This is a genomic window from Acrocarpospora catenulata (assembly GCF_018476525.1).
Classification (GTDB): Bacteria; Actinomycetota; Actinomycetes; order Streptosporangiales; family Streptosporangiaceae; genus Acrocarpospora; species Acrocarpospora catenulata.
In genome coordinates this window covers 43,647-61,629 of sequence record NZ_JAHCST010000014.1, presented here as the reverse complement: position 1 = coordinate 61,629, position 17,983 = coordinate 43,647, and the positions used below count along the sequence as shown (strand labels likewise).

Genomic DNA, 17,983 nt, shown 5'->3' with positions numbered 1-17,983 from the left:
CCGGGAGGCCCGCGAACGCGGACCTCCCGGGCCCGCGTCACCCTCGGGGGTACGGTGCCCCGAACCGCTCGCGCAGCGTGTTCTCACCGTACTCCCGCCGGAAGATCCCCTTCTTCTGCAGCAGCGGCACGACGTGCTCGATGAAGAGTTCCAGGCCACCCGGTAGCGTGTCGAACTGGATGACGAAGCCATCGGCCGCGCCCGTCAGGAACCATTCCTCAAGGTCGTTGGCGATCTGTTCCGCGCTGCCCACCAGATTGCGGTGCCCCTGCCTTCCGTCGGCGGCCAGCTCCCGTACGGTGCGGTGCTGGTTGCGCTCCAGGTAGAGCCGTGTCGCGGTGTCGAAGCCCACCGAGCTGTAGGTGTCTCCGGTGGACTTCAGCAGTTCCAGCGGGAACGGCTTGTCCGGGTCCAGCCCATCGGGGTCCACTCCGACCCACTTGGCGAACCTCTCGATCGGATCGCCCGGCTGCCCGGCGATCTCGTTGTGCTCGGCGATGCGGCGTCGTGCCTCTTCCTCGGTCGAGCCGACGACGGGGTTGATCCCCGGCAGGACCGCGATGCTCTCCGGCGGACGCCCGTAGCGGGCGGCGGCCTGCTTGAGCTTCCGGTAGGAGTCCCGGGCCGGCTCGATGAAGAGCGCGGAGGTGAAGACGGCGTCGGCGAACCGCGCGGCCAGTTCGATGCCGCTCGCCGAACCACCGGCCTGCGTGATCAGGGGACGGCCCTGAGGTGAGGGAGGGAGCTGCAGCGGCCCGGCGACGGAGTAGTGCTCCCCGGCATGGTCGATCGGCTTTATCAGGCTCCGGTCGACCGCGACCCCGGACTTGGTGTCGAGCACGAGCGCACCCGGCTTCCAGCTGTCCCAGAGCGCGGTGACCACCTCGACGGCCTCGGCGGCTCGCGCGTACCGGGTCTGGCGGTCCGGCAGGTCGGTGAAGCCGTAGTTCAAGCCCTCCGGCTTGTTGCGGCTGGTCACGACGTTCCAGCCCACTCGTCCGCCGGAGAGGTGGTCCAGTGAGGCGAAGGAGCGCGCAATGCCGTACGGGTGATGGAAGGTGGTCGAGTACGAGCCGACCAGGCCGATCTTGGATGTCGCGGCGGCCATCGCCGACAGGGTCACGATCGGATCGAGCCCGGAGTTGGGGTAACCCTCGGGATGCAGGAAGGAGTTGTCGGCCATGAAGGCCGTGTCGAAGAGCCCGGCCTCGGCGATCTTGGCGACGTCGGCGTAGTGGGCCGGATCGAAGAAGGCCCGAGGGTTGGCCTCGGGAATCCGCCAAGCGGCCGGGTGGGCGCCAGCGGAGATCACGTTGACGTTCAGGTGAAGGGTGCGCTTGGACATGGTGATCGACCTCAGTTGGCGAACTGCTCGAGGCGGGCGGGGCGGACGCGCTCGGAGAGGGCGCGGACCTGGAGGAACAGCGCCGCACGGGCGCGGACCTGGGCGATGTTGTCTGTGAGCAGCCCTTCGCCTCCGCTGGCGATGAGGCCGGCCGCCGTGCCGCGCACGGCGAGCGCGTCGAGCTGGACACGCCAGTGTGGCTCCGCGATGGGCGTGACGGCGGCTCGCTCAAGCTCCTCCGACAGCCGCAGCAGCGATGGCTGGCCGGGGTAGGCCGCGAGCGCGTCGGCCAGCGCGGCCCGGCCCAGTCCGATCGGACCGGCCGTCGGCAGCGCGGGGCCCTCGGCGGCGAGTGCCTGGCGCGTGCTCGGCCACATCTGCCCGTCTGTCTTGTTCCACTCGGTGATGTCCACCACCTGGGTGATGAACTCGTCGGGGACGAAGTAGCGGTCCAGCTTGAGCGAGGCGGTGCGCGAGCCGTGCACGGCGGCCAGGCGCAGTCGAGTGGCGGTTATCCCGGGCCTGGTCAGGTCCGCGATGCCGAAGACGTACGTCGAGCTCTGCTCGTCGACCGCGCCGATCCAGGCGGTGTCGACCAAGCCCCAGCCGGAGATCCACCGCACCGCGCCGTCGAAGTGGTAGCCGCCGGGTGTCCTGGTGGCCAAGAGGCTGGGCCGCTTCGGCCAGGCGCGGATCTGGGACATGCCGGCGCCACCGATCCGTTCGCCCGTGGCCAGCTTCGGCAACAGGGCCAGGGCCGGGGGCGTCCTGGCGCTCAGCGCCTGGGCGACCTGGCCCCCGTGATGGACCACCGCGAGCGCCGTCGAGGGGTCCGCGCCGAACAGCACGTCGTCGACGGCATTCTTCACCGTCGGCGGGATGGGCGCGCCGCCGTACTCCCTCGGGACGGTCCACGAGAAGTAGCCCACCTCGCGCAGCGCCTCAATGTGCGAGCGAGGCACCTCGGTGGCGTCGACCTCAACCGCCCGTGGGGCGATGACCTCCTCGACGAGCCGGGTGAACTCCCGGTAGGCCGGGTGCTCGGTAGGGTCGGCCGCCGCCACCTGCCCGACGCTCACCGCGACACGTCCTGTCGATCGGCGTCGGCCGGGGCGACACCGGCCCCGACCGTCGGCGTGCCGGCCGGCACCACCAGGCGTCGCCTGGCCTTGTCGGTGAGAGAAGGCGGCGCATAGCCCTCATCCGCGGGGTTCAGGGTCACGCCCGGCGGCACGATCGCATCGATGGCGTCGAGCAGGTCGTCGTCGAGCACGAGCGACGGCGCGTCGAGCAGCGGGGTCAGCTGGGCGAGGGTGCGCGGACCGATGATCACGGAGGTCACCGCGGGGTGGCGGAGCACCCACGCGACCGACAGGCCGGCCAGAGTCACGCCCGAGGCGTCGGCGAGATCGAGCAGCTTCTCGGCCGCTTCCCGCTTCACCCTGTTCACGGGCAGTTCCGGGTCGTGCCTGGGGGCGTTGCGGACGGCGCGTGCCGATGTCTCCACCTGCTCACCGCGCTTCCAGCGACCCGACAGCCAGCCGCCCGCCAGCGGGCTCCACGTCAGCGTGCCCAGCCCGAACTGCTCGGCCACCGGCAGCAGCGCGCGCTCGATCCCGCGCGCCAGGATGGAATACGGCGGCTGCTCGGTGGCGGGCCGGGCGTAGCCACGCGCACGCGCCAGGTACTGGGCCTCCAACACCTGGTGCGGCTCGAAGGTGGTGGTCCCGTAGTAGCGGATCTTGCCTTGGCGTACCAGGTCCGAGAGCGCACCGAGAGTGTCGTCGAGGTCGGTGTCGGGGTCCGGCCGGTGGACCTGGTAGAGGTCGAGGTAGTCGGTACCGAGCCGGCGCAGGCTGTCCTCGACGGCCCGGAGGATCCACCGGCGCGAGTTGCCGCGCTGGTTGACCTCGGTCCCGATCTGGCCATGGAACTTGGACGCGAGCACGACATTGTCGCGCTTTCCCCGCAGGGCCTTGCCGACGATCTCCTCCGACTCGCCCTCGGAGTAGACATCGGCGGTGTCGATGATGTTGATCCCCGCGTCGAGGGCGGCCGCGATGACCCGCGCGGCCTCGTCGCGATCGGGATTGTAGATAGCTCCGAAGTTCATGGCGCCCAAGGTCAGCGGGCTGACTTTGACGCCGGTACGGCCGAGCGAGCGGAACCAGCCGGGGCTGGCGTTCATGATCGTCTCCTTTGGTTGTCCGTCGATCCCGCAACTGGCCGACCGTGCGGACTGGCCTTCTCGTTCCGGATCTTTAATTTCGCCAGGGAAGTCAGGAGGGGCGCCGGGTCAGTGCCCGCTGGGCTCAGGCGACCAGATCGCGTGCGCGTAGTGATCCCTGAGTGACTCCGGCTTCTGGGCCGGCGCCGGCGCCGCGGGGGACCGCTGGTCTTCGAAGAACAGGTCGCGACCGAGAGCGTCGACCAGGCGGGGGATGCCGGGCGCGAGGCTCTGCACGTCACCGATCGGGTAGCCGAAGCTCAGGTGCGCGGCTGCCGAGAACACGTGGATCCGGCTGATCCACGGCGCCGTGCCTGGCGTTTTCTCCACGAGGTGGAAGCCGTCGCTGAGGTACGGCGTCCGCGCCAGTGCCTCGTCGTGGAGGTCGGCCGGCGGCTGATGGCGATCGGCCCACAGCGCGATCTCGCCCGCGATCCCGCGCAGTTCCTCGCGGGTGGCCGGGTCGTACCGGTAGCCCGTCCCGGCTATCACGAAGTCGAACCGGTGCGAGCCGTCGGCCGCCTCGACGCGTACCCCGTCGCCCTCTGCCCGCGCAGAAAGCCAGGGTGCGCTCAGGTGTACGCGCAATCCCGGGAAGGCGGCCGCGCGGATGACCGACTCCAGCGGGGCGCTTCGGCCGCGCCGACTGGCGAGCACCCGATCCCGCCAACGCGCGGCGTCGCCACGGCGATGGTAGTTGTCCCGGGCCCCGGCGTCGGCGAACGGCGAGGCGGCTTCCTTCTGGATGAGCAGGTCGGGGCGGCGGGTGAACAGATGCACTTCCCTGGCGCCGGCCTCCAGGGCCGTTCCCGCGGCGTCCATGGCCGACGCGGCGGCGCCCAGCACACCGATCGTCTTCCCCACGAGGGCCGTGAAGTCGATGTGATGGCCGGTGTGGGCGAGCAGCCGCTGGGGCAGACCGTCGAGTTCGGGGGGCAGGTAGGGGCCGCCGGTCCCCTCAACGCCGTTGGCCAGCACCAGCTTTCTGGCGGTCTCGGCGACCGTTGTCTCGGTGCCGTCCGAATGCCGGATGGCAAGGGACAACTCCAGGCGGTCCGTGACGGGCCTGATGCCGGTCAGACGGGTGTGGTGGCGGACCGGGACGCCGATGTGGCGCTCGATCCAGTCGATGTACCGCGCCCAGTCGAGCCGGGGAATGCGCGTCAGGTCCTGGTAGGCACGCTCCCCGTGGGTCAGCTCGTACCAGGCCTGGAAGCTGAGCTCCGGAAAGCCGAACTCCGGCTCCGGCCAGTTCTTCGGAGTGCGCAGACTCGCCATTCGGGCGGTCGTGGTCCACACCCCGGTCTGGCCAGGTGGGGCGGCGTCGATGACGGAGACTCGGCCGATGCCGGCGCGGCGGAGAGCGAAGCCGATCCCAAGGCCGGATTGTCCTGCGCCGACCACCACGACGTCGTGATCTGCCTCGCTCGGGCGGACCCAGTTGGCTGGGTCCGGACCGAAATGACGCAGCACGCGTACGGCGTGCTCATCGGCAGCGGTGTTTCGATCCACGGCAAGACAACTCATCTCTTTCGACCAACTCGGAACCGCGTGGCTCATGTCGCCAACCGGGGCATCGCGGGCCCCGTCGGCGCGGTGTCAGCCTGGTTCGTTTCCTTTCGCCACCGGACGTGACGGGTCGGAACTCCACGCCGAGAACGAGCCCGGATAGAGCGCGGCCGTGATGCCGAGCCTTGCCAGCGCGAGCACATTGAGCGTCGCCGCCGTGCCGCCGCCGCAGTAGGCACCCCATTGCGCCTGTTCGTTCAGCCCCGCCGCCTCGTACGCCGTTCGCAGCTCTTCCTCGCTCTTGAGCAGACCGTCGGCGCCGAGATTGCGCGAAGCGGGAAGACTCCGCGCACCCGGGATGTGGCCTCCCTCGGGATGGCCGGAGTACCTCGCGTCGTCACGCGCGTCGAGCAGCACGCCCGACCGTGCCAGCGCGCCAGCCGCCTCGGTGCTGAGGACGGGGAGCGACCCGGGAGCGACCGTGAAGGAGCCCTTCCGGATGGCGGGAACTTCGCTGCTCACCTCGCCACCGATGGCGATCCAGGCAGGGAGGCCGCCGTCGAGGTAGCGTACGTCAGGGACGCCCGCCCAGCGCAGTGTCCACCATGCTCGCGAGGCCAGCGCCGGAGCCTCGCGGCTGTAGACCACCACGAGGGTGTCGTCGTCGATACCCCAGCGGCGCACCGCGTCCTGGATCTGGTCCTCGGTCGGCAGCGGGAAATCGCCCGAGTCTGCCGTTCTCGGCCCCACCAGTTCGGTCGTCAGCGTCACCAGCTGTGCTCCTGGCAGGCGACTCTCGGACGACTCCTCCTCGTCGGACGGTTCGCGGCGCACCTCCAGGATCACCACGGGTCGCCCGGAGTGCAGCTGATCTCGCAGCTGCTCGGCGGTGATGACGACGTCGCTGGTGTCGACGGCGCTACTGGTGCTGGACACGGATTTCCCCCATGGGACGATCGGACGCGGGTTTCAATCTATGGTATTCAAGTAGGAAATATATAGATAAACTACCCCAAGATGGGCCATCCAGCGAGAAAGTCGGTATCAATGGTCAACATCGTCGAACTGGGCCCGGTGTACGCCGAGGCCACCACCACCGAGTTCCATCTGATCAACCGTGCCGGCGGCTGGGGCGCGCGCGAGATCGCCGAACGGCTGGCGCGCGATCGCGGGCACCGCTACACCCGTCCCGCCGACGGCGGTGTGACCGAGGCCGAACTGGACCGCCTCCTTGCCGGAGCGAACGCGCTGATCCTCTCTCCTTCGCTGAACGGTGGCTCGGGAGTGATGGCGCAGCCCGAGGACGGGCCCACCGCTGGACGCACGATCGGCCACCGGGTGCTGGACCGGCTCAGCACCGACCGGCCCGACGTTCATGTCGTGTTGCTGTCGCACTTCCTCACCGGCCACGGTGTCAACCACCGCAACTACCGGGTCCACGCACTCGCGCTGCGCGCACTGGAGGCGCATCTTCGCGCCGGGCGCAATCCCTGGACCATCCTTCGCGCCACGTGGCTCTCCGCGATCCATGATCCGTCGTACCAGATCCGGCTGACCCAGGATCAGTATGCCGACGGGCTGGTCAGCACCGAGTCGCTGGCCCGTGCCGCGCTGGCCGCCATCGAGAGTCCCGAGGTGTCGATCGGGCGCACCGCGGCGGTCTACAACCTCAGCATCCCCGGCGCCGAGAGCAGCGACATCGCCGGCCAGTTCGCGAAGCTCGTGCCCGACTTCGAGGCGCAGTTCGCCCGGGAGTTGGTGGCGGGATGAGCAACCTGCCCGCAGGCCAGCACGAGTGGGAGGCGACGTTCGGACGCGACGAGCTGGGACGCCCGGTGCCGCCTCGTCATCACCGCCTGATCCTCCTCGACCTGGTCGAGAGCCCCGACGAGGACGCCGCGCGACTGCTGGAGTCGCGGCTGGGTTCGCTTGAGGAGCGCTACGCCTATGGTCCGGACGGTCTGCTGACCACCCTCGGCTGGGGCCCGGCCTGGTGGGACGAGCGCACGGACCACGTCGGCCTGATCGCCGTCCCGTCCAAGATGTCACGTTGGGAGGACCCCGTCCTGGAGACACCCCACGCGATCTTCCACCTCGCCAGTGACCACCAGGACGTGATCGAGTCGGCCACCGAGATCCTCTTCGGGAATGACGGCGTGGGCGAGCACCTGAAGGTCCGCGAGTTCCGCACCGGCTTCGTCGGCGCGGGGCTCGCGAGCGAGGCATTGCCCCATCTCAACGTGCCGAAGACAGCGCCACTCCTGCTCGGTTTCCATTCCGTGCTCCGCGGTAATCAGGCCACCGAAGAGTCGATCACGATCTTGTCTGGTCCGCTGGCCGGAGGCACCACGCAACACGTCAGCCGGATCGAACTCGATGTGGACCGATGGCACGCCAAGGACCGTGACGAGCAGGCGGCGCTCCTCTACGCACCGACAGTGACGGCGGCCGAAGCGGATGGATTCTCCGACGACGCTCCGAGCGACTACGAGTCGTACGAGCGGACGGTCCGCGAGCACGGGATCGTGGGGCACGCGCAAGCGGCCGCCCGGGCGAGGGTCGACAACGTGCCGGTGATCAATCGCCGTGACTTCGCCACGGTCGAGGACGGCAAGCCGGGCACGCACTTCGTCTCGTTGCAGCGCGAACTCCGCGACTTCAACAACACACGCGCGACCATGAACGCCGCGGACGGCACGGGCTATCACCACTCGGTCGGGGCCCGCCGGCGCAACGGCATCAACGCGTTCTTCGATGTCACGCACCGCGCGACGGCCGGGATTCCGCCCCGCGAATCGCGCGCCTACCCGCATCACCGGAATTGAGACCATGACTGGAATCCCGGATGTCGCGTCCACCGCCGCCCTCGACGAGAAGTCGGTCGCGGCACTACGCGAGATTCTCGACGACCCCTCTCTCCCTGTCGGTACTACGGCTGAGGGGCCCGACGGAATACGGATAGCACGGCTTCGTGAGGCACTCGACCACCTGGTGACGCTTCGTGCTGGAGCCGTGGCAGGCGGGTCGCCCGGGGCCGGTAGCCGATTGCTGACGTCCCTGGAGGCCCTTGACTCCGAACTCGCGGCCGTGCTCCGCGAGCACGTCACGGCAGTGGAGTTCCTGCCGACCCTTGAGCCGGGCCGTGCCAGAAACGCTGTGCTCGGGGACATCGGCCGTGGCGATCTGGTGACCTTCGCTTCCGGCGTCCGAGCGTGGAGCTGGGGTGACGGCGCGGCTCCCGGTCCGGAGCAGCCGCTGCGACGTGCCCACGGCGAGATCGAGGTCGGCCACTTTCCCGGCTTCTATACCACTGTCCTCGCCTGGGACCCAGATATTGGCGGGCTGATCGCGATCCCGACCCACCGCCAGGGCGTCAGCTGGCAGCCGGCCGCTGACGATGCGGAGACCAGCCACGCATGGGTGGTCACGCTGGCCGCAGTGACCTTCCACGCCGATGACCTGATCCCGCTCGACCGTGATCCGCGCGGTGGCCGGTCCCAGACCCTTGTTTGAGCGGACAACTCCTCGGCCACGTCCAGGAGCCGCTCACGAACCTTCACATCAGTACGAGAGCCAGGCCCGCGGGCACCGGATTATTCAAACGGCGATCCAACCCCAGTGATCGCCGCCACTCCAACTGGGCGATGGTGGCCCTGACGGCCACGTCGTCGTTGTCGGTGAGACGGAGAAGTTTGTGAACGCATCGAGTGACACGCTGCCGCTGCGCCCTCTTTGGGCGGCAGGACCGTTGGTCACCTTTCTCGGCTATGGCGCGATGGAGTTGCGTGGTGGCGCCGATGTGCACCGGCGCCCCCGCCCGCTTTCCCGGGAGGTCGCGCATGAAGTACTCAACACGGTGCTCGATGAAGGGATCACCTTCATCGACACCTCCATCGACTACGGGCTCTCCGAGGAGATCATCGGCGAGGCGATCTCCGGTCGGCGGGATGAATTTCTGCTGGCCACGAAAGCGGGATGCCCGCTGGAGCACCAGCCCACCGCCCCGCCGGGGCTCCTCCCTCACGACTTCAGCCCGGAGCACATCCGCCGGGGAGTGGAGCAGAGTCTTACCCGGCTGAGGACCGATCATCTGGACCTCCTGCAGCTTCATGCCAGCCCCTCGCCGGAGATCCTGGAGTCGCAGGGGACGTTGGACGCACTGATTCGGTTGCGAGACGAAGGGAAGGTCCGGGCCATTGGCATCTCGTCGGTCCTTCCGCACTTTCCCGCGCATCTCAAGATCAAGGAGTTCCAGGCCTACCAGCTTCCGTATTCTCCGTTCGAGCGGGCGCTCGAGCCGTACCTCGGCATTGCCGGGGAGCGTTCCGCGGGAGTGATTGTTCGTGGGGGAGTAGCTCAGGGGTTGAGCCGGCCCAAGCCGACGGCCGCTGGAGCCGAAGTCGCCCCCTCCTCGGTCCCGCTGGAGGATCTGTCCGACGGGGACACCGTTCCGGGCTTCCTGCTCCGTCTCCTGCTGGGGAACACGCACATCAGCTCGGTGATCGCGGGATCCGCGAATCCCGACCACATCCGTTCGAACGCGCGAGCCGTGCGGCGCGGGCCGCTGCCGCAGGACATCCAGGCGGAGGCTTGGCGGCGGATTGGCGCGGCGGGATTCACGGCCGGGACGTAGCCCGGGAGGCGCGCCGAGGTCAGTGACTGTCGGCGCGCCGCCCCGGCACGGTCGATCGAGAAAATGTTCCAAATCCGCAGAAGGAAGCCGATGACCACCGAGTCCGTAGATCCCCCTGCCGTCAATGGTTCGCGCCCGGCCGAATCGAGACTGACCGGAGTGCCGACCGTCAGCGGCCTCCGCGCCGCCGCCGCTCCCGTGCTGGCCCGGCTCGGTGCGACTGCCCGCGAGCGCGAGGAGAGCCACGACTTCGCGTTCGACGAGGTGCGGCGGCTCATCGACACCGGCATCCTCCTCCTGGCGGTTCCCGCCGCCGACGGCGGAGCCGGCGGGTCGCAACGCGACCTCTTCGACTTCGTCATCGACCTCGCGCGCGCCGACTCCGCCCTGGCGCAGGCGCTCAGGGGCAGCTTCCTGGCCGGCAGCCGGCTGTCGGCCAGGACCGACTTCCCGGGTCGAGCCGAACTGCTGGAGCAGGTTCGCGCCGGCCACCTGTTCTCCGGAACCAACAACGAACGCACCGGAGGACCGACCGGCACGATCAACACCACGCTGCGACGAGACGGGGACAGCTACCTGCTCAACGGTGAGAAGTACTACTCCACCGGTGCGCTGTACGCGACCTGGTTCGGTGGAACCGCCAGGGACGAGCACGGCAATGTCGTGTACTTCCGCGTTCCCGTCGACCGGGAGGGCGTGGAACGGATCGACGACTTCGACGGCATCGGGCAACGGCTCACGGCAAGCGGCACCACCCGGCTCACCAACGTCCGCGTCTTCGAGGAAGAGCTCACCAGTACCGACACGACAGCTCAGGACAACCCCTGGCGGGACGGTTCCGGCGCACAGCTCTACCTGACCGCCGTGGAGGCCGGTATCGCCGCACGTGTGTTCGACGACGCGGTCTGGTACGTTCGCGAGAAGGCTCGTCCGATCAGGCACAGCACCGCGGACAAGAGCATCGACGATCACTACGTCCGCCGCACGGTCGGCGAGATCGGCGCGCGCGCGTTCGCGGCCCGCTCGGTCGTCCTGCTGGCTGCGGAGAACTGGGAGGCGTCGTGGCGCCTTGCCGGAGCAGAGGCCCACACCGCGGGTGCGGAGTCCGCGATTCTCATCGCCCAGGCCGGCGTCATAGCGATCGAGTCCGCGCTCCGAGCCAGTGAGCTGATCTTCGACGTCGCCGGCGGCTCCATCACCAGCCGGACGCTGGGCTTCGACCGGCACTGGCGCAATGCGCGCACTGTCGCGAACCACAACTCCCGCGACTGGAAGGCAGGAGTCGCGGGAGGTTACTTCCTGGCCGACGAGGTGCCACCAACCATCCTCTTCTGAGGCACGCCGCGCCGGCGGCGCCAGGCACGGCAACTGGCGAAGGGAAGCGACGGATCCTCCGTCGCGATTGGAAGCGCGTGTAGGACACGATGGCCACGCCTTCGCCATGCGAGCATTGCCATGATTACTGTCCCCTTGGCGCAGTGGGGAATGCGGTCGGATTGCTCAATCCCTGAGCCGCAACCCGTAGGCGGACGCGATCGGGTTCCATAGCTCCTCGCCGAGCGCCGTCTCGCGACCGGCCATGTTCGCCTGGTCGGCGCCCAGTACTTGGCCGACGGCTTCTGCCTGGGCACGGATCTCCCGCGAATCCGGCGCGTCCGGGGCTCCGCGGAGGCCCAGCCCCGTCACCGCCACCAGGAGGGTACCGGTAACGAGCGCCACCGTCCTGCGGGAGACGGTGATTCTGGGGATGAAGCGCGGACGACGCCGCACGACAGGCTGTTCGCGGGCGACGAGGACCACGGCCGCGCACTCCAACTGGACGTCGTCCTGGACGACCCGGACGCTCTGGACCTGCCTGTTGGCTTCGGTCTCCGCGTGCCTGGCGTGCTGGGGCTCGAAGTCCCTGGCCACCTCCCGGACCTTGTCCTCGATCACTCGCTGGAATCGCGGCCGGCATCTCTCGATCGCCTCCATCAGCGTGGTCTCCGGGCAGGTCCCGGGGGTGTCGCCGTGGTTCTCGTCCTCCGCCTGCGCGTACGTGAGCCAGCCTGCCAGGGATTCGTCGAAGGCCGACCACGTTGATTCCGGGGTGGTCGAATCATCGCGGACGGCGTCGACCTCTTCGACGAGTTTCAGGGCCGCCGAGGTGACGGTGACCATCGGCTTTCCGTCCAGGACCGCGAGGGCCAGCAGGAAACTCCGGCGGTGCAGCGACTCCCTGGCTGCCTTGTCCTCGATCCACGGTTCCTTCCCCTGCCGGTGCGTCCTGTCCCTCCCGTCCGGCTCGTCGCGGCGGGCCAGCAGTTCACGAGCGCGTTCACGCAGCCGTTCCGGCCGCTCGTCGCAGACCTCGGTGACGACCTCGTCCAGCGCCCCGCCCTGCCGGTGACGCCAGAGAATCGACGCGGCCAGCGCGTGTGCTTCCGCGGGGCGGGTGCCATTGGCCAGTTCCTCACGGATCCGCTCATGCTGGGCGAGCCGACCGGCATCCTTGTCGGCTGTCTCGCTTCCTTGATCGCGGAGACCGAATGCCAGGCATCGCTCGGATACCTGGATCGCGGGCGGCGGAACATGGGTGAAGACGTTCGACGTCCGCTGGACCTCGGTGAGGTGGGCCCGTTCGTTCATGAGCACGATGAAGGCGCATCTGGACCGTGCGGCCAGATGACGCAGATACCGGAACACGGGTTCGTTCACCGTGCGCGTCCAGTCGGCGTCCCCGGCGTCGATGAGGTATCCCGAACGGTCGGTGAGGTCCGTCCGCCGCAACCGGCGCGGATCGATTCCTCTGGGGAACACGGCTATCCGCGCTCGCCGCTCATGGTGGAAACGGGCCAGCGCGGCACCAGCCAGCGTGGTCCGGCCGGTGCCGGACGAACCGACCAGGGTCAGGACCCGGCCGGGTGCGAGGGCCTGGACGAGGGCCGGCAAGGTCTCGGTTTCGACGATGTAGCCGGGATCGAGGCGGGCGAGTTCCTCCTCGGTGAACGGGATCGGCTGGGGAGGCTCTTCGTAGCTCGCGGCGTGGATGTTGATATCGCGTGCGGCCTGGTGGATCGTGCCTGCCGAATCCAGTTTGAACTGGGTGGATGGCGGTCCCGTGGTCGCCGTACGCGGCCGCGCCGATCGATTCCGGGTAGAGCCGGGACAGACCTTCCCGGCGGCGCACGCTCCTGATCCAACGCGGCCGGCATGTCAGGCGTGTCCGTTATATCCGTTTCTTCGTCGTCGGCGGGCGCCGAATCGGGGCGGAGCAGCTCTATTGACCAGCTGTGAGCGACAGCGGACACCGCAGCCGCAAAGGGGCTTCTTCCAGGGCATATACCGCGCCTATAGCGGGGTGCGGGATGATCAGCTGTACCAACTGCACCACTGACCCGACGGCGGCCGGATCTGGCTGGGCCGTCGTCCAGCTGATGTGACAGGGAGTGGCGGTGGAGTTTCGGCTGCTCGGGCCGGTTGAGGTGATGGCCGGAGGGGTGGCGGTCCCGTTGGGCGGGACCAAGCCTCAGACGTTGCTGGCGGCGCTGCTGCTGGAGCACGGGCACATCGTGCCGATCGCCCGGCTGATCGACATCATCTGGCCGGACGATCCTCCGGAAACCGCCAAGGCGGCGATCCAGACGTACGTCAAGACGTTGCGGCAGACGCTGGCCCGGCACGGCGTCGCGGATGTGATCCAGACCCGCGCGCCCGGATATCTGGCGCAGCTCCCTGCCGGGTCGCTGGATGTGGACCTCTTCGACCAACTGCTGACCATGGCCCGCCGGGCGGCCACGCCCCAGGAGACCTCCGAGTTACTCAGCGGCGCGCTGGCGCTGTGGCGGGGGCCGGCCCTGGGAGGACTGCACGGCTCCCTGCTGGCCGGGGAGGCCGCCAGGCTGGAGCAGCTGCGGCTGACCGCCACCGAGGAGCGCGTGGCCGCCGACCTGGCGCTGGGCAGGCACGGCCAGCTGGTGGCCGAACTGGCCGCGCTGGTCGGCCACCATCCCGCCAACGAGCGGCTGCGCGGCCAGTACATGACCGCGCTCTACCGGCTCGGCCGCCAGTCCGACGCCCTGGCCAGCTTCCGGGAAGGACGCCAGGTGCTGGTCGAGGAGCTCGGGGTGGACCCGGGACCCGAGCTGACCTCGCTCTATCAGGCGATCCTCCGGGGTGACCAGACCCTGCTGGCGCAGTCGTCGGACCGGACGCCCCAGGTCGCCGTACCGGCCCAGCTTCCGCTGGTGCCCGCGGACTTCACCGGCCGCGCTCTCCAGACCTCCGCCCTGGTCACGGCGCTGACGGCGGGACCCGCCTCGACCATCCAGGTCATCGCGGGGCGCGGCGGCAGCGGCAAGTCCGCGCTGGCCGCGCACGTCGCCCACCAGGCCGCGGCGGCCTTTCCCGACGGGCAGCTGTACGCGGAGCTGCGTGGGATGAGCGAGACCCCCGCCGACGCCGGTGAGGTGCTGGGACGGTTCCTCCAGGCGCTCGGCGTTGAGGCGTCCGCCATCCCGGCCGCCACCGCGGAGCGGGCCGAGCTCTACCGCCGTCTGCTGGCCGGGCGCCGGGTGCTGGTGTTGCTGGACGACGCCGCCGACGAGCGACAGGTGCGCCCGCTGCTGCTGGGCGGTGGCGGCTGCGCCGTGCTGATCACCTCGCGCAACCGGCTCGGCGGGCTGGCCGGCGTCCGCCGTACCGACCTGGACGTGCTGGAGCCCGACGAGGCGGTCGAGCTGCTGGTACGGATCGTCGGGGCCGACCGGGTGGCCGCGGAGGAACCCGTGGCCCGGGAGATCGTCGAACTGTGCGGCCGGCTGCCGCTGGCGATCCGGATCGCCGGGGCCCGGCTGGCCACCCGCCAGCGCTGGCCGCTGCGGCTGCTGGCCGACCGGCTGACCGACGAACGCCGCCGGCTGGACGAGCTGGCCATCGCCGACCTGGAGGTGCGGGCCGGTTTCGAGCTCAGCTACCGAGGGCTGGACGCCGACGCGAGCCAGGCGCTGCGGCGGCTGGGCCATCTGGGGGTTCCGGAATTCGCCCCGTGGATCGTCGCCTGGCTGACCGGCATGCCCGAGTCGCAGGCGGAAGACACGGTGGAGCGGCTGGTCGACGCACAGGTGGTGGACTTCAGCCGGGTCGACGAACTGGGCACTCCCCGCTACCGCGTCCACGACCTGGTACGCATCTACGGGCGGGAGCGGGCCGAGGCGGAGGAACCGGCCGAGGCGCTGGCGGCGGGCGTGGGCCGGGTGCTCGGCGGCTGGCTGACCCTGGCGGACCAGATGACCGCCGACGCTCCGTCCGACGAGATCGGCTGGCCGCGCCCCGCCACGGCGGCGTCCCCGGTCTCGGGCGAGCTGATCGCGCGGGTGCTGGCGGCCCCGCACGACTGGTTCGACATCGAGCAGCCCGCGCTGGTGGTCGGCCTGGAGCGGGCCGCCGCGCTGGGCCTGCACGAGCTGGTCTGCCAGTTCGCCTCGGCCCGGCTGGGGCCGTCGTTCCTGGGCGTCAACAGGTTCGAGTCCCGGGAGCGGATCACCCAGGCCGCGCTGGCCGCGGCCCGCCGCGCCGGTGACCGGCACGGCGAGGCGACCATGCTGGCCGAACTGGGGCAGCTCCGCTACGACCAGGACCGCTTCCCCGAGGCGCGCCGGGTCCTGGACGAGGCGCTCGGCGCCTTCCGCGGACTCGGCGACCCGCATGGCCAGGCGGTGGTGCTGTCCGGACTGGGCGTGATCTGCCGCGAGGCGGGCCGCCTGGTCGAGGCGCTGCACTTCCTGGACCAGGCCAGTGCGCTGCTCAGGGAGCTCGGCGCGGACGTCGGATACCCGCAGCGGCTGGCCGCCTCGGTACGGCTGGAGCGCGGCGACTACCCGGCCGCCTGGTCCGCCCTGGAGGAGTGCCTGGCCGGCTACCGCCGCACCGGCAGCCGCCGCGGCGAGGCGGTGACCCTGCGCACCATGAGCCTGTTCCACCGCGCCAACGGCCAGTACGGCCCCGCCATCGAAACCGCGGAAGCCGCAAGGGCCGTCTTCGCCCAGCTCGGCGACAAGCTGCTGGAGGCCTATTCGGTCCGTGCCTGGGCCAAGGCCCACCTGCGCCAGGGCCGGACCGACGTGGCCCTCGGCCCGCTGGAGGGGGTGGTGGCGATCTGCCAGGCCATGGGTGACCGCTGGGGGCTGGGGGTCACCCTGCGCACCCTCGGCGAACTTCATCTGGCCGACGGCCACCTGAGGGACGCGGCCGCCTGCCTGACCGCGGCGATGGAGGTGTGGGAGGGCATGGACGCCCCGCTCTGGCGGGCCCGCACCGAACGCGACCTGGCGCTGCTGCACGAGGCGCGGGGCGACGCCGAGACGGCGGCGGTGCTCAGGGAGCGGGCGGTCAAGGTCTTCCACCTGTACGGCGCCCGCGAATACGGCGAGCTCACCAGGGGTGCGGCCACGCTCTGAAAGCCCTTGGCCATCCGCTGAAAGCCGCCCTCCACGGATTTTCAACGAAGTTTCAGCACCCCGTTCGAACCTTCCGGTGTCAGCACGAAGCAACACTCTCCACACCGGAAGGTACGGATGAAACTGAACCGCCTGATCTCCGGCGCCCTCGGCTCCATGCTCGCCGCCACCCTCGGCTTCGCGGGCGTCACGGTGACCACGGTCGCGCTCGCCATACCGGCGCACGCCGCCTCCTCGCCCGACGGCACGATCACCCGCTCCGAGGTGCTCGCCCGGGCCCAGAACTGGGTCGACCGCGGGGTACGATACAACCTCACGCGGGCCTCGAACACGCTTTACACCGACGTCGAAGGCGACAACAAATACGGTCCCGACTGTTCCGGGCTGGTCTCCATGGCCTGGCACATCACCGCCAACGCCGGCAAGGGCGGCAACAGCACCACCGACTTCGAGGGCTGGTCCGGGAAGACGTACCTGGCCAGTCTGCACGATCTGCTGCCCGGGGACGCGATCCTCAAGTCCGGCCACATCGAGCTGTTCGCCGGGTGGAAGAACTCCAGCGACCACACCCAGGGCGCGTGGACCTACTCCCTCAACGGCGGGCCCGACCCCGACGGCGACGGCTGGCAGGACGACTGGGCCAAGGGTCCCAACGCGAACTCTCATGGCCAAAAGGGCGACGAGTCATGGTCGAGCATGCAGAACTACCGGCCGATCCGCTACAAGAACATCGTCGACGACACGGTCGCACCGTCGTCTCCGCCTACGGACGGCACGGGGATACCAGCCGACTACAACGGCGACGGCTTTGACGATGTGGCCGCGTTCTACGACTACGGCGGGGGCCGTACCGCCCTGTTCGTCTGGTCGGCCAAGGCCGGTGGCGGGTTCAACTGGCCGAGCATGCTCTGGGACTCCGGACCCGGCACCTGGGAGCATTCACGCACCAAGCCGGTCAGTGGCGATTTCAACGGTGACGGCCTGACCGACATCGGCGCCTTCTACGACTATCCCGGCGCCCGCACCGCACTGTTCACCTGGACCGCCAAGACGGGCGGCGGGTTCAACGCCCCGACCATGGTCTGGGACTCCGGCCCCGGCGCCTGGGAACAGGCCCGCCTCAAGGCCGTCAGCGGCGACTTCAACGGCGACGGCTACGGCGACGTCGGCGCCTTCTACGACTACTCCAACGGCCGCACCGGCCTGTTCATCTGGTCCGGCAAGTCGGGTGGCGGCTTCAACGCCCCCGGCATGGTCTGGGACTCCGGCACCGGCACCTGGGAACAGCCCCGCACCAAGATGGCCACCGGCGACTTCAACCGCGACGGCCTGACCGACATCGCCGCCTTCTACGACTACCCGGGCGCCCGCACCGGACTGTTCACCTGGACCGCCAAGACCAGCGGCGGGTTCAATGCCCCGACCATGGTCTGGGACTCCGGACCGGGTGCCTGGGAACAGGCCCGTCTCAAGGCCGTCAGCGGCGACTTCAACGGCGACGGCTACGGCGACGTCGGCGCCTTCTACGACTACTCCAACGGCCGCACCGGCCTGTTCATCTGGTCCGGCAAGTCGGGTGGCGGCTTCAACGCCCCCGGCATGGTCTGGGACTCCGGCACCGGCACCTGGGAACAGCCCCGCACCAAACTCGCCACCGGCGACTTCAACCGCGACGGCCTGACCGACATCGCCGCCTTCTACGACTACCCCGGCGCCCGCACCGGACTGTTCACCTGGACCGCCAAAACCAGCGGCGGCTTCAACACCCCCGGCATGGTCTGGGACTCCGGACCCGGCACCTGGGAGCACATCCGCACCAAGACCATCTAGCC

13 protein-coding genes are annotated in these 17,983 nt (G+C 69.7%); 7 read left to right on the top strand and 6 right to left on the bottom strand.

The window, feature by feature from the left end; genetic code table 11:
- Positions 1-37: 37 nt before the first annotated feature.
- From KIP79_RS16945 to KIP79_RS16925, 5 genes are all read right to left on the bottom strand, one after another.
- Positions 38-1,345 carry an NtaA/DmoA family FMN-dependent monooxygenase gene (locus KIP79_RS16945; RefSeq protein ID WP_214105785.1) on the bottom strand — a complete coding sequence of 436 codons (1,308 nt, stop codon included), beginning with the start codon at positions 1,343-1,345 and terminating at the stop codon, positions 38-40.
- Between the two features lie 11 nt (positions 1,346-1,356).
- Complete coding sequence (locus KIP79_RS16940; protein WP_214105784.1) at positions 1,357-2,424, bottom strand: acyl-CoA dehydrogenase family protein; 1,068 nt, start codon at positions 2,422-2,424, stop codon at positions 1,357-1,359.
- Positions 2,421-3,533, bottom strand: coding sequence for an aldo/keto reductase (locus KIP79_RS16935; protein WP_214105783.1), 1,113 nt, complete (start codon positions 3,531-3,533; stop codon positions 2,421-2,423). Before KIP79_RS16935 ends, KIP79_RS16940 begins: the two co-directional genes overlap by 4 nt.
- Before the next feature lie 108 nt (positions 3,534-3,641).
- Positions 3,642-5,084, bottom strand: coding sequence for a SidA/IucD/PvdA family monooxygenase (locus KIP79_RS16930; RefSeq protein WP_214105782.1), 1,443 nt, complete (start codon positions 5,082-5,084; stop codon positions 3,642-3,644).
- An 87-nt stretch (positions 5,085-5,171) separates the two neighbouring features.
- Positions 5,172-6,017, bottom strand: coding sequence for a sulfurtransferase (locus tag KIP79_RS16925; protein ID WP_214105781.1), 846 nt, complete (start codon positions 6,015-6,017; stop codon positions 5,172-5,174).
- A gap of 111 nt (positions 6,018-6,128) precedes the next feature.
- Between KIP79_RS16925 and KIP79_RS16920 the strand changes: the two genes are divergently transcribed.
- The 5 genes from KIP79_RS16920 (at position 6,129) to KIP79_RS16900 (ending at position 11,049) form a co-directional block, all read left to right on the top strand.
- Entirely contained in the window at positions 6,129-6,851 is a 723-nt protein-coding gene (locus KIP79_RS16920) for an SDR family oxidoreductase (RefSeq protein WP_214105780.1), read from the top strand.
- Positions 6,848-7,906, top strand: a complete 1,059-nt coding sequence (locus KIP79_RS16915; protein ID WP_214105779.1) for a DUF7405 family protein — start codon at positions 6,848-6,850, stop codon at positions 7,904-7,906. Before KIP79_RS16920 ends, KIP79_RS16915 begins: the two co-directional genes overlap by 4 nt.
- Positions 7,907-7,910: 4 nt before the next feature.
- On the top strand, positions 7,911-8,594 hold the full coding sequence (locus KIP79_RS16910) for a hypothetical protein (protein ID WP_214105778.1): 684 nt from the start codon (positions 7,911-7,913) through the stop codon (positions 8,592-8,594).
- Positions 8,595-8,775: 181 nt separating this feature from the next.
- A complete protein-coding gene (locus KIP79_RS16905) occupies positions 8,776-9,714 on the top strand; it encodes an aldo/keto reductase (protein ID WP_214105777.1) in 939 nt (312 codons plus the stop codon).
- A 90-nt stretch (positions 9,715-9,804) separates the two neighbouring features.
- Positions 9,805-11,049 carry an acyl-CoA dehydrogenase family protein gene (locus tag KIP79_RS16900; RefSeq protein WP_214105776.1) on the top strand — a complete coding sequence of 415 codons (1,245 nt, stop codon included), beginning with the start codon at positions 9,805-9,807 and terminating at the stop codon, positions 11,047-11,049.
- Between the two features lie 165 nt (positions 11,050-11,214).
- On the opposite strand, the gene KIP79_RS16895 is transcribed toward KIP79_RS16900, so the two are convergent.
- Entirely contained in the window at positions 11,215-12,645 is a 1,431-nt protein-coding gene (locus KIP79_RS16895) for a hypothetical protein (protein ID WP_214105775.1), read from the bottom strand.
- 503 nt (positions 12,646-13,148) lie between these two features.
- Between KIP79_RS16895 and KIP79_RS16890 the strand changes: the two genes are divergently transcribed.
- Positions 13,149-16,151, top strand: coding sequence for an AfsR/SARP family transcriptional regulator (locus KIP79_RS16890; protein ID WP_214105774.1), 3,003 nt, complete (start codon positions 13,149-13,151; stop codon positions 16,149-16,151).
- 117 nt (positions 16,152-16,268) lie between these two features.
- Entirely contained in the window at positions 16,269-17,981 is a 1,713-nt protein-coding gene (locus KIP79_RS16885) for an FG-GAP repeat domain-containing protein (protein ID WP_214105773.1), read from the top strand.
- Positions 17,982-17,983 lie beyond the last annotated feature (2 nt).

What these genes read in the sequence shown, in the direction of transcription:
- KIP79_RS16945 (WP_214105785.1), bottom strand. Translation starts at nt 1,345, where the DNA reads ATGTCCAAGCGCACCCTTCACCTGAACGTCAACGTGATCTCCGCTGGC.
- KIP79_RS16935 (WP_214105783.1), bottom strand. Translation starts at nt 3,533, where the DNA reads ATGAACGCCAGCCCCGGCTGGTTCCGCTCGCTCGGCCGTACCGGCGTC.
- KIP79_RS16920 (WP_214105780.1), top strand. Translation starts at nt 6,129, where the DNA reads ATGGTCAACATCGTCGAACTGGGCCCGGTGTACGCCGAGGCCACCACC.
- KIP79_RS16915 (WP_214105779.1), top strand. Translation starts at nt 6,848, where the DNA reads ATGAGCAACCTGCCCGCAGGCCAGCACGAGTGGGAGGCGACGTTCGGA.
- KIP79_RS16910 (WP_214105778.1), top strand. Translation starts at nt 7,911, where the DNA reads ATGACTGGAATCCCGGATGTCGCGTCCACCGCCGCCCTCGACGAGAAG.
- KIP79_RS16900 (WP_214105776.1), top strand. Translation starts at nt 9,805, where the DNA reads ATGACCACCGAGTCCGTAGATCCCCCTGCCGTCAATGGTTCGCGCCCG.
- KIP79_RS16885 (WP_214105773.1), top strand. Translation starts at nt 16,269, where the DNA reads ATGAAACTGAACCGCCTGATCTCCGGCGCCCTCGGCTCCATGCTCGCC.